This is a genomic window from Ruegeria sp. CDSA241 (assembly GCF_059611265.1).
Genome location: NZ_JBXWPF010000002.1, coordinates 222,698 through 234,903, shown reverse-complemented (window position 1 = coordinate 234,903; position 12,206 = coordinate 222,698). Strand labels below are relative to the sequence as shown.

Here is a 12,206-nt window from a genome sequence, read left to right as displayed (position 1 = left end):
ACATGGGCAGGAAGGGCGATCAGCCCTTCTTGCCCCGTTCGTGAAAGATGAAGCCGATAAAGTTCAGCAGCACCTGTGCCGCCAGAATCTGCGTGCTTTCGGTTGGGTCGTAACTTGGGGCGACTTCAACAAGGTCGATCCCGACCACGTCACCGCGTTTCGCCAGCCCCTGAAGAATTTCCAGCACATCGTAATACAAAAACCCGCCATGGCTGGGCGTACCCGTACCAGGTGCGATTGAGGGGCAAAACGCGTCGATATCAATCGTAACGTAATACCGCGCGCCCTCGGGGATGCGTTCAACCACGCCCTCGGTGCCCAGTTTGCGCACCTGTCGTACGGACAAGATGTCCGAGCCGCGAGCGCGGGCATCCTCATACCCTTCCTTGGCGGTTGATGACACGTTTCGAATGCCCAGCTGGGTCATGCCCGAGACGTACGGCTTTTCAATCGCCCGCCGCATCGGATTGCCGTGGCCAGCAGTGACGCCATGACGCTCGTCAACGAAATCCAGATGCGCGTCGATCTGGACCACATGGATCGGACCGTTCTGCGCGCAATCTGAGGCAAAGGCGTTGATGCAGGGGATATTCACCGAATGATCGCCGCCGATGGTGACGGGCAGGGCGCCTGCGGACAGAATACGTTCGACGCCGTATTGAATATTGGCGTGGCTCTCATCTGTCTTGGTGTGGATAATATCGGCATCCCCAATATCGACCATCCGCACCGATCCATCCAGATAAGTGGCGTCATCCTCATGGTCATAGGCCCCGGCATGGCCAAAGCTGAACAGGGTTGAGGCCTCGCGTACAGCACGGGGCCCAAAGCGCGCGCCGGACCTCCATTGAGTGCCAAAGTCGAAAGGCGCCCCCATGACTGCGACATCCGCGTCGATATTGTCCCAATCCTCGACATACGGCGCTTTGCCGAAGGTCGAAATGCCGACGAAAGGCAGATTAAGCCGCCCACCGCTATACCCATGTGATGACATGGCGAGTTTCCCGTTTCTTGCTGTTCAACGGCAGCTTAGACAGGAATTCAAAGCTGCGATAGGTGGGGGCTGTGGGCTTGATTATCCGATTGTGCGAAGTGTATCTGGTGCAGCCATTATAAAGGAACAGCCGTGGGCCATCATGAACTGCCACCGGGAACGGGTGTCTACTATATCAATCTGGATCGGGTACCCGAGCGGCGCAACTTTATGGAGGCGCAGTTCGCCCATACCGGGCTGATCGGGGCCGCGCGTTTCAGTGCGACCGACGCGCAACAAGAAGGCGCACTGGATGGTCACGGCTATGTTGCCGGTTCCGGCAGCCGCTGGGGTCTGAAACAAAGTGAAGTCGCTTGTTTCGAAAGCCATCGCGCCGTTTGGAAGCGTGCCGTTCAGCAAGACCTGAAGGCTGTTGCGATCTTTGAAGACGATGTCGAAATGTCGACCCAAGCTGGCGGTGTGATTGCCAGATTGCTCGAAGCAGGGTCAGGGTTCGACTTCCTAAAGCTGGACTATTCCCCCCGGGTGCTGCGGTTTGGGCCAGAACTACAGATTTCCGGCGTACCGGTTCGCCCGATGCTGGAAATGGCACCCAGCGCGGCCGCATATATCCTGTCGCAGGCGGCCTGCCGTAAATTGCTGATGTGGTCCGAGAAATACTCGGATCACCTGGATGATTTCGTATCTATCCCCCGCCCGGATTGGCAAATGTATCAGTGTTTTCCAGCAGTCGGCGTTCAAATGATCTGGTCGAAACAGCAAGATCAGGCTGAAGATTCCGTGAAAGTCAGTGAACGTTCACAAAACAGAAAGACCAATAGCGGTCTGGATAAGGGACCCCTGTGGTTTCGCATTCGTCGCGAATTGCAGGCCGCGAAACGCAAGTTGTATTGGCGCCAGAGAGGCGAAGCCCGATTGCTTGAAAGCGGGGGGTATGTCGGATTTATCCCCTGTGCCGAAGACCTGAGGGTTTAGTTTAGATCATGAGCTGATCACGTCTTTCCAACCAAGCAAAAATAGTAATTCTCGATAAGCGTTAACAAAACTGTCAATTTGATATAAACTTCCAGTGTTGTTGGTGTTTTTCCGGTTTGGGGTTGGTGTGGGTCAGACAATCTATGAGCATTATGGCGGTTTCAAAACGATCAGTCGGATCGTAATGACTTTTTACGAAATGGCACTGGAGTCTGATCAGATCGGTGACCATTTCGAAGATATCGACATGCCAAGGCTGATTGATCACCAGACCAAGTTCGTATCGTCTCTGATCGGTGGTCCGACATCATTTAGCGATGATCGAATTGAAGCGGTTCACAGAAATCTGAACATCTCGCACGCAGATTTTGACGAAATGGCAGATCTGTTTGGTGAAGCGCTGGCGTTACATGGAATGGAAGATCGGCACGTAAAGATTGCCTTGGGAGCGATCGAATCCAAACGCGCAATTATTGTTACGCGCGATGCGGCATGAGTATTCTTGCGATCAATGAACAACTGCTGCGCGCGATCGGTGTTGGTGTCGCAGTGGTTCGGGCGTCAGATCTTACATTCGTATTCTGCAACGGCCCTTTTCAGGAATGGTTTGGCCCTCCGGCTAATGGACAGACATTGTTGGATATTTTTCCTGACCTTGATGCGCGTGAACTTGAAGACGTAAAGCAATCGGGGCTCAGATACTCGGTCGAATTGCAGATCAAGCCGAAACGCAGGACATTGGTTTTCGCAACGGCAGTTTCTCTGGCAAACGGTCTTTCGGAACAGGTTCTGGTCATCGAGTTTCAGAACATCACCAAAATCCGCGAACTTGAAAGCATGATTGACAGCTACTCGACCATGGTCGAACGCAACACGCGCGAGTTGGAGCGTGAGAAAGAGCGGGTTGAAAGGCTGTTGCTGAACCTGATGCCGCGCGCTGTTTATGAAGAATTCAAGACATTCGGTGTGGTCACGCCGCAGCTTTACGATCAGGTGTCAGTTGTGATGCTGGACTTTGTGGGGTTCACGGATTTTGCCGCCAAGACGGACCCGACGGTTACCCTAAGCGAGTTGAATGACATCTTTACTGCCTTTGACCGGATTGTCGAACAGTTCGGATGTGAGCGGATCAAGACTATTGGCGATGCTTATCTTGCGGTGTCAGGCATGCCGGATGCTACGCCAGATCATGCGACTGCTGCTGCCCATTGTGCGGTCAGGTTCCTTCGCTATCTTGAGCGGAGAAATGAAAGCCATCCGCACAAGTGGCAGGCACGTGTGGGGCTGGGTATGGGGCCAGCGGTGGGATCTGTGGTTGGTATTCAGAAATATGTCTATGATGTATTCGGACCCGCCGTGAACATCGCTTCCCGGCTGCAAGTCTTTGCAAACCCAATGAACATTGTTGCGCCTGAAGAAATGAAATACGCCCTGATTGACGAGTTTCAGGTCTCTGATATCGGGCGTGTGGACATCAAGGGCATGGGTGAGATGGATCTGATTAATGTCACATCCGGTCTCAGCATTCCGCAACGGAAACCGGTGTTCTGACGGCCTTATTCGTCCGGAGGCACCAGCCCTAGTCCCCGTAGATATATACCGATCCCCGTTTCCAAAAGATCTTCGGGCGGGAAGGGTGCGGTGGCGCCGGTGTTACGGGCAAACAATTCGACTACACCGTGACTCAGCGCCCAGATATGTGCGCTGAACATTGAAGCTGGCGGACGTTTTTCCGGCGGAATATGTTGCGACAGATCGGCTGCAGCTTTCTCCAGAACATCTCTGGCCCGGTTTGCAGCTAGGGCAAGTTCTGGGGTGCGGTTGACAGAAATCCCACTTTCGAACATCGCGATATAGTGGCCAGGATTCTTGCGCGCAAAGGCCAGATAGGCGCGCCCGGTTGCTTCGAATGCAGCCAGCGCCGAAGGCTGGCCTTTGTCATAAGCGAATTGAATTAGATCGGCGAACATCTCGAACCCCTGACGCGCCGCCTCGGCGATCAGGTCCTCGCGCCCGTGATAGTGGCGATAAACAGCTGCAGGCGTGACGCCTGCCGCTTTTGCAGCCTCTGACAGGGTGAACCCGGTCGGACCCTTTTCCTCGATCAGGGACAGAGCTGCGTCGATCAGAGCCTGTTTCAGGTTGCCGTGGTGATACCCGCGTTTTGTCATCCCTGATTCAGACGCCTTTTTTGTTCAATTCTCGAAGAACTAAGACATAAACCGGTAGCACGTATTCGTCCAATCTTTGTGATGATATTGGCCGGCAAGAAAGATCAGGCATCCCAGATATCTGGCCCGCCACATATCTTGGTGTCGATATCGCCAATCGCATTTTTGTCCTTTTCATCATAGTCCAGCGCATGAAGCACGGTTTGGATTGCTGCCAGCCTTGCCCGTTTCTTGTCGTCGGAACGAACTATGGTCCAGGGGCAGGCTTCGCTGTGACTGCGTGTAAGGGTTTCGGAAATCGAAGCAGAGTATTCATCCCATTTGTCCAAGCCAGCGATATCGATTGGGCTTAGTTTCCAGTGTTTCAATGGGTCCGTTTCGCGCGCAAGAAACCGGTTCAACTGCTCGGCCCGTCCGACGTTCAACCAGAACTTGAACAAGCGGATACCATCGTCACACAGGCCGGTCTCTAACGGCAGAACCTGTCGGAAGAAGCGTTCACGCTGTTCTGTGTTGCAGAACCCAAACACATTTTCCACCACGCCGCGGTTATACCAGCTGCGGTCAAAGAACACGATTTCTCCGGCTGCGGGCAGATGTGGGATATAGCGCTGAAAATACCATTGACTGCGCTCTTGATCCGATGGCTTGCTGAGCGCAACGTTCCGGGCCCCACGCGGGTTCAGGTTCTCACGGAACCGCTTGATTGTCCCGCCTTTTCCAGCGGCATCGCGGCCTTCGAAGATAACAGCGACACGCTGGCCAGTTTCCTTCACCCAAAGCTGCATTTTCACAAGCTCGATCTGCAGGGACTGCATTTGTTTCTCATACGCCTTACGCTTCATGTGTTCGTCATAGGGGTATGTAGGGTTCAGAATGTCATCCTTATCGGCCTCTTTGATCTCGTTCCGGACTTCTTCTGGTGCACGTTTTTTGTAATATTCCTCGATGGTGCCTTTGCCAGTTCGTGTCATGAGTCACCTCGCGATAAAATCCATATCTTACTATGGATTAGCCTCGGAATTAACGCAAACCCGCCCGCTGAGCAGCCCGGATGATTGCGGTCGCTACTTCGGGTGCGGCAACGATCTGTGGCATATGGCCAATTCCCGGCAATTCGATCAGTTCAGCGCCGGGGATTTGGTCGATCAGGGGTTCCGCATGCCATTCCAACCCGACCGTTGTGTCGGCGGTGCCATGCACAACCTCGGTCGGGACCGAAATATTCTTATAGCGCGGCTGCAGCGCACGAACTTCGTCCAACAGATTGGCGCGTTGCATTGCGTTGGCATGCATCGAAGCCGGGCGCATGGTCAGCCCGGGGCCGAAATGTTCGGCATAGCCTTCGGGTGCAGTTTGGGGGGAAAAGACACCGTCTAGGGCCTGCTCGACATACCAATCGGGGACAAAGGCGTTGATCAACGGCAGCACAAGCGCGTTTCCGGGCTTGGTCGCGGCCATTCGGTTGAAACCATCCAGCGGCGTTTCCCAAGGGATCGCGGCAGGGGCAATCAACACCAGCGCCGAGATGTGTTCGGGCTGTGTAACCGCCCAGGCCAGCGACACCGACCCGCCATAGCTTTGCCCTGCAACAATGGGTTTGTCCGCGCCCAGCTTGACAGCTGCACGGCGTAGGATTTCGGCTTGTTCTTCAAGGGTTTCTCCGTCCGGATTGAAGCTGTCGGAATACCCCAGTCCGGGCCGGTCAAAAACAATGACACGGAAATCTTCTGCCAGAATTGGTGCGAGGGCAAAAGTCATGTCCCGAGTGTTGCCACTGGATCCGTGGATCAGCACGACATCGGGCCCGTGCCCCATGACTACGGCATGAACGCTGACTCCATCGACGTCGATCAGCTGACCCTCGGGTGGGAAACTGGCCTCGGCTACAGCTTCGTTCCGTGACACGCGCCAAGTTGTAGCGGTGGCCAGGCCAGCAATCAGCAGGGCAAGAGCTATGATGGTTTTAAGAACCAATTTGATCCATATCGAACGGTGTTGTCTGATAGATTTCGTTAATCCAGTTGCCATAGAGCAGGTGCGCATGGCTGCGCCATCTGTTCTGAGGCCGGCGCGAGGGGTCGTCGTCTGGATAGTAGTTCATCGGCACGTTTATCGGTGTGCCGTTGTCGATATCGCGATCATATTCCTGCTTGAGCGTATCACTGTCATATTCAAAGTGGTTGAAGATATAAATCGCACGATGGTCCTTATCTTCGACTAAGCAGGGGCCTGCCTCATCACTACCCAGCAAGGTGGTCAGGCCCGTAGCGTTGTCGATTTCGGCCTGCTTCATCTCGGTCCACCGGCTGACCGGGATGACGCAATCATCGGAAAACCCGCGCAGAAACGGTGAGGAGGGGGCCAGATTGCGGTGCCGGAAACATCCGAAAGCCTTGGCGTCCAACATATGCTTACGCACCCCATGGAAATGGTTGATCATCGCCATTCCGCCCCAGCACACGCCAAAGGTCGAATGGACATTTGTCTGGGTCCAGTCAAATACTTCGCTGATCTCTTCCCAATAGGTGACATCCTCGAATTCAAGATGTTCGATAGGGGCGCCGGTGATGATCAGGCCGTCAAATTTTTGGTCCCTTACCTCCTGAAACGGGCGGTAGAACTCGGCCATATGCTCGGCTGCGGTGTTCTTGGTCCGATGTTCGGTCATACGGATCAGCGACAGGTCGATCTGCAGAGGGGTTGCACCGATGAGGCGAGCGAACTGGTTTTCGGTCTGAATCTTCTTGGGCATCAGATTCAGCAACCCGATCCGAAGGGGGCGAATATCCTGACGCATTGCCTGATCCTCGGACATGACCATGACGCCCTCATTGGTGAGAACGTCATATGCGGGCAGGTCAGAGGGAATCTTGATCGGCATCGGATGCAAGCCTTTGGTTTAAGAGTGTAAGTGCCGTAGTTAATCGCGCTTTGGCCGGGTCTCAAGTGCACGTTCGATCAACTCATCGAAATCACCGTCGTCGCGAATACTGTGCATGTCGCTGGCAGCGATCGTCAGACCCCAGTTGTCGGCCATTGCCCTGTATCTCGGTTGCCGGTGCGCAAGAGCTTTGGCATAGGTCCAGCGAATGAATGCGTTGGGATCGACCTGTTCGGCGGAACAGCCTTGTTGGGTCAGATATTCGTCCCAGACACGTGTCAGGAATTCGGGCTGATAAGACATGGGCTTGGGCGCACGGTCAAAGCGCCTGATCAGCTCGGACGTGTGGTCGTCGTCACCTTTGATCCAAATCATCAGCGTTTGACGCGACAGCTCAGTCAGGACCTGATCCCGCGGATCATTGGGGTCAACCCATTCGCATATCGAACCGCCAGTATCGCAAATGAAATGCGGGTATTGGTACAATCTCTGCGCCCGATCCACGAAATACTCGGTATCCAGCAGAGCGTGAATTTCTGCCAAACGGAATTGTTCCTGACGGCGTTTATACTCTGTCAGCTCCATGCCGCCCTGTGCCGGGTTGCCCGGTTTTCCCAGATAGGCGGCGACAGGGGTCAAGTTCTCGAACGAGATATTTGATCCGATGTAAATGGAATCAGACAACAGCAGGTCACGCAGGAAAGGGACCTTCATGGCCTCGGCTTTGGCGTTGTCGATGATATACTCGCCCATGTATCGCGTGCCGATCCGGTAATCGACCGAATAGTGGAACCAGTCCCCGGAATCGCGCAGAACGTTGGACACATAGGTCTTTCCCAGGCCTGACATGCCAAAAAACAGCACCTTTTTGCGCGCGGCTTCCCGCCAGTCTTTTGCCGAGTTGTAGATCATTGTCCACTATCCCTTTTCCGACCTTGCTAAAACGGGTGGGGGGCGGCGTCAATCGCGCGTGCGCGGTTGTTTAGAACCAACAGTCTTGGGCATAGGTTTCGTTATGCCAGAATGGGAGTAGATATCTGTTCCTTGCCACGCAGGACCGCATCATCTCAATTCGTGATCATGCGGATCTATGCAAAAAAGGCTCCGCCGGAGGGCGGAGCCTTGTGAACAGTTTTGCCGCTGATCAGTTCAGAGAGTAGGTCAACTGAAGGCCGACGCTCCAGGCAGAGTTGCCGCTGAATTCACCACCCGTGGTGGTTGTCGCATCGCCAATGTCCGTATAACGGACACCGCCCGAGATCTGAGCATTTTCCACGGTGTAAGTACCGCCTACGCCAATGCTCCAGAAACCGTCAGTCGGCCCCAAGTTTGATACTTCGGTACCATTCGACTTTTCGTAAGATGTAGATATCGCACCAGAAAAAGCCTCTGAGAACTGATATCCCATTCCAAGAGTATAGGTGAATGTGTCGTCGTCAAAGTCGACGAGGTTGTCCCCAACGATCCCGACATAGGCGGCAGGTGCCACTACTGTCTGAGGCCAGTCAACCCAGCGGATCGATCCGAACACCAGCGTTTTTGGGGCAACCCCGGTCTGGAAATCCAGGTTGATGGATTGCGGTGTCTCGACCCTGGTCGTGTCATCGATCGTTTGCAACCCGGCGGGGACGGGCGGCACTACGTTGAACGACTCGGTCGACGACAGATCGTGAGTGATCTTGGAGTTGTAGACCAGCGAAACCCGAGCTGCGATTTCAGGTTTTTCCCAGGCAACCCCGACGAGATAACCAAAGTCAGTATCGGCATCCGCATCAAATTCGTATCCGGCTGCTGCCGGTACAACGACTTTTGCGCTAGCACGTTGCGCGCGAATACCGCCAATGGCGCTGAAGCCACCGTCAAGCTTGTAGCGCAACAATGCGGTGAGGGAGTCGACATCAGCGCTGGCTCTCAGAATCCCGCTGCGTCCTCCAAACGCTGCAGTTGGATTCTGCGACAGGGGATAGTCGGCGGAATACCCAATATCCGCACCGAATGGTTCGTCATAGATCAGCGCAAAGTCCAGTTTGTCAGTAAATGAACGTTTGTAAGCCAGGCCCGGTGAGAAGAAAGCATTCGACACATCACCTGATTCTACGCCATTTTGTTCACCGCTTACGTCGGGTGAAGCATATCCAAGACGAAGTTGGACCACGGATCCCTCTTCGAAAATGATATTGATTCCCTGTCCACTACGGTCCAGACCACCGGCTTGAATGCTTGTTGCGCCCACGCACAAAGCACACGCCTGTAGTAGCGTCTTCTTCATCCATTCCTCCCAATTATGTCGCTAAGTTGCGCGAATTTGTGGTGTCTGCGCACAACCGAGTTATTCTTACAGGTGGATTTCACTCTCTCTACAATAGCTGGTCAACGGGTGACTGAACGTTACCCTTAGTGAGTGTTGCGAGAATCTGTTGCTAAACTGTTACGGTTTTCCGACTGAACGTTAAGGAAGATACCCACAAAAATGACAGCAGCCCCCACGAGCGTCCACTGATCGAGAGCCTCATGATAGAAAAGCATACCGACAATCGCGATTGTAGGAAGGCGCGCAAAATCGAATGGGATCACAACCGTAGCCGGTGCGATTGAGAGTGCATTCGTAATGCAGAAATGCGCTAATAGGCCTGCAAGCCCTACAAGCAAAAGCCAAGGCGCGGTTGCCATCGTTGGTAACGCAAGTTCTCCGTCGATCGCAGAGGCTGCCAGCCCAAGACCAGCCTGTATAACGGTAAGCCAGAACATGATGCACCCGATGCTTGCAGAACGCGTGAGTTTTTTTGTGGAAATTGTAGTCAAAGCGAAGAACACCGCCGACATTGCGGCGGCGACAATTCCTGCGCTTAACGGAACAGCCCCCGGTCGTGCGACTATAAGGATACCAGCAAAACCGATAAGTGCTGAAAGGACCCGCACGACTGTCAACCGTTCGGCCAGCAGCATTGGGGACAGCAGGATCACCCAGATCGGTTGCGTAAACTCAAGTGCAAAGACCTGTGCCAGTGGTGCCACGGAAACAGCGTAGAACCAGAGATTCTGACCGGTGAAATGCAGGGTATTTCGTACCCCGTGGAGGCCAATCCGTTCGGTCGATACCTGATGCCACTTTCCCGTAACCGTCAGGACAAGGCTGACCACGCACATGCCGACTAGGCTGCGATAAAACATGATCTCAAAGGTGTCATGGGTGACGCTCAGCTCACGTCCGGCCACGGCCATAGACGTAAAGGATGCGATCGCCCCGATCATCCACAGCGCGGCTTTGCCGATTTGGGGTTTGCTGCTTTCCATTGAGTTGCCCGCGCACTAGGAGTTCTACGATGTTGATTGGTAACTAAATATTTGTGTCGCAGAAACAAAAAAGCCGGGCGCTGGCCCGGCTTGTTTTCATTCCCACTCGATTGTGCCCGGAGGCTTCGATGTGATGTCATAGGTGCATCGGTTGATGCCTTTGACCTCATTGATGATCCGGGTGGCGGTTTCGCCCAAGAATTCATGACTGAACGGGTAATAGTCGGCGGTCATCCCGTCGACTGAGGTAACTGCCCGCAGGGCGCAGGCATAGTCGTACGTGCGGCCATCGCCCATGACGCCGACGGTTCGAACCGGCAGGATCGCCACGAAGGCCTGCCAGATATCATCATAAAGCCCATGTTTGCGAATCTGGTCGATATAGATCGCATCGGCTTCTCGCAGGATATCTAGTTTTTCGCGGGTGATTTCACCGGGGCAACGGATTGCCAGACCAGGGCCGGGGAAGGGGTGGCGGCCGATAAAGCTTTGGGGCAGGCCCAGCTCGCGTCCCAATGCGCGCACTTCGTCCTTGAACAGTTCGCGCAGCGGTTCGACCAGTTTCAGACCCATTTTCTCTGGCAGACCACCAACATTGTGGTGGCTTTTGATCGTGACCGAAGGCCCGCCTGAGAACGAAACGGATTCGATCACATCAGGGTAGAGGGTACCTTGGGCCAGGAATTCCGCCCCGTCGATCGTGTCGGCATGTTTCTGGAACACGTCGATGAACAGCTTGCCAATTATCTTGCGCTTGGTTTCCGGGTCGCTTTGCCCCTCAAGCTCACCTAGGAACAGATCGCTTTCATCCGCGTGGATCAGCCGAATATTATAGTTGTCGCGGAACATGCCGACGACTTCGTCAGCCTCGTTCTTGCGCAACAGGCCGTGATCAACGAACACACAGGTCAGCTGGTCGCCAATCGCCTCGTGGATCAGGATCGCCGCGACCGAACTATCGACACCTCCGGACAGACCGCAGATCACTTGTTTGTCGCCCACTTGTTCGCGGATTGTCGCGATCATCTGCTCGCGATAGGCACCCATGGTCCAATCGCCGCTGAACCCGGCGAGCTTTACAAAATTCTCATAAAGCTTGGCGCCCTTTGGTGTGTGGTGCACCTCGGGATGGAATTGAACAGCATAAAAATGGCGGGACGTGTCTGCGGTGATCGCAAACGGTGCGTTGGGCGAGGTGCCATAAACCTGAAACCCCGGCGCGATTTCACTGACATGGTCGCCGTGACTCATCCAGACCTGTTCATCGCCGTCGGTGAACCAGCCATCGAGAATATCCAGTTGGCCTTTGGGGGTCACAAAGGCGCGGCCGAACTCTGCGGTGCCATGGCCGCTTTCAACCTTGCCGCCCAACTGGTGCATCATCACTTGCTGCCCATAGCAGATACCAAGGATAGGAACGCCAATGTCAAAGATTTCCTGCGGGACCCGCGGAGACCCTTCTCGTGTCACGCTATCGGGACCGCCCGAGAAAATAACGGCCTTTGGGGCCATTTTCCGAACAAAGTCCGTCGTAACATTCTGATAAGGATGGATTTCACAATAGACATTCAGCTCACGCAGGCGGCGCGCAATCAGTTGCGTTACCTGGCTGCCGAAGTCGATGATCAGAAGGCGGTCATGGGTGTCTTGGGTCATGGGTCTGCTACTAGGTTGCGAAGATGATAAGCGCAAGGGATTTCAAGTGGTATAGACACGCCAGTTGGTCGCGGTTAGGGCCCGCTAGTCTGGTGGACGGTCCCGAAACGAATGACGAAGACCCGCGCGACTTTAAAAACATGTGCTGGGTCATTTGTGGCGGTTGTCCCCGACATTTTGTCGCTTTTTCCCCTATAGCGCCGTTATCCACGACTGCCATTGCGGCGGGTTC

General features: G+C 54.4%; 12 protein-coding genes. 3 read left to right on the top strand and 9 right to left on the bottom strand.

Translation table 11 applies throughout. The features are described 5' to 3' along the window. Nucleotides 1-19 precede the first annotated feature (19 nt). Nucleotides 20-994, bottom strand: coding sequence for an agmatinase (gene speB, locus AC2FJV_RS03275; RefSeq protein ID WP_281994703.1), 975 nt, complete (start codon nucleotides 992-994; stop codon nucleotides 20-22). 132 nt (nucleotides 995-1,126) lie between these two features. On the opposite strand from speB, the gene AC2FJV_RS03270 reads away from it, so the two are divergent. From AC2FJV_RS03270 to AC2FJV_RS03260, 3 genes are all read left to right on the top strand, one after another. Further along, nucleotides 1,127-1,969, top strand: a complete 843-nt coding sequence (locus tag AC2FJV_RS03270; protein ID WP_281972190.1) for a glycosyltransferase family 25 protein — start codon at nucleotides 1,127-1,129, stop codon at nucleotides 1,967-1,969. A 94-nt stretch (nucleotides 1,970-2,063) separates the two neighbouring features. Continuing rightward, nucleotides 2,064-2,465, top strand: coding sequence for a group I truncated hemoglobin (locus AC2FJV_RS03265; protein WP_345741800.1), 402 nt, complete (start codon nucleotides 2,064-2,066; stop codon nucleotides 2,463-2,465). Then, entirely contained in the window at nucleotides 2,462-3,520 is a 1,059-nt protein-coding gene (locus AC2FJV_RS03260; RefSeq protein WP_271946800.1) for an adenylate/guanylate cyclase domain-containing protein, read from the top strand. The genes AC2FJV_RS03265 and AC2FJV_RS03260 overlap by 4 nt, the downstream gene beginning before the upstream one ends. Before the next feature lie 5 nt (nucleotides 3,521-3,525). Here AC2FJV_RS03260 and AC2FJV_RS03255 read toward each other — a convergent pair whose 3' ends face one another. The 8 genes from AC2FJV_RS03255 to guaA form a co-directional block, all read right to left on the bottom strand. After that, nucleotides 3,526-4,140 carry a TetR/AcrR family transcriptional regulator gene (locus AC2FJV_RS03255; RefSeq protein ID WP_142634158.1) on the bottom strand — a complete coding sequence of 205 codons (615 nt, stop codon included), beginning with the start codon at nucleotides 4,138-4,140 and terminating at the stop codon, nucleotides 3,526-3,528. Nucleotides 4,141-4,244: 104 nt separating this feature from the next. Beyond that, the gene (gene ppk2, locus AC2FJV_RS03250) at nucleotides 4,245-5,114 is read right to left on the bottom strand and encodes a polyphosphate kinase 2 (protein WP_496712606.1); all 870 of its coding nucleotides are present in this window, start codon (nucleotides 5,112-5,114) and stop codon (nucleotides 4,245-4,247) included. Between the two features lie 49 nt (nucleotides 5,115-5,163). After that, on the bottom strand, nucleotides 5,164-6,048 hold the full coding sequence (locus AC2FJV_RS03245) for an alpha/beta fold hydrolase (RefSeq protein WP_496687840.1): 885 nt from the start codon (nucleotides 6,046-6,048) through the stop codon (nucleotides 5,164-5,166). Nucleotides 6,049-6,106: 58 nt separating this feature from the next. After that, nucleotides 6,107-7,024, bottom strand: coding sequence for a homoserine O-acetyltransferase MetA (gene metA / locus AC2FJV_RS03240; RefSeq protein ID WP_496677757.1), 918 nt, complete (start codon nucleotides 7,022-7,024; stop codon nucleotides 6,107-6,109). A 39-nt stretch (nucleotides 7,025-7,063) separates the two neighbouring features. Then, nucleotides 7,064-7,936, bottom strand: a complete 873-nt coding sequence (locus AC2FJV_RS03235; RefSeq protein WP_496712603.1) for an ATPase — start codon at nucleotides 7,934-7,936, stop codon at nucleotides 7,064-7,066. 232 nt (nucleotides 7,937-8,168) lie between these two features. Further along, nucleotides 8,169-9,293, bottom strand: coding sequence for an OmpP1/FadL family transporter (locus tag AC2FJV_RS03230; protein WP_142634147.1), 1,125 nt, complete (start codon nucleotides 9,291-9,293; stop codon nucleotides 8,169-8,171). Nucleotides 9,294-9,418: 125 nt separating this feature from the next. Beyond that, nucleotides 9,419-10,318, bottom strand: a complete 900-nt coding sequence (locus AC2FJV_RS03225) for a DMT family transporter (protein WP_142634145.1) — start codon at nucleotides 10,316-10,318, stop codon at nucleotides 9,419-9,421. 96 nt (nucleotides 10,319-10,414) lie between these two features. Next, nucleotides 10,415-11,974, bottom strand: coding sequence for a glutamine-hydrolyzing GMP synthase (guaA, locus tag AC2FJV_RS03220; RefSeq protein WP_142634143.1), 1,560 nt, complete (start codon nucleotides 11,972-11,974; stop codon nucleotides 10,415-10,417). Nucleotides 11,975-12,206 lie beyond the last annotated feature (232 nt).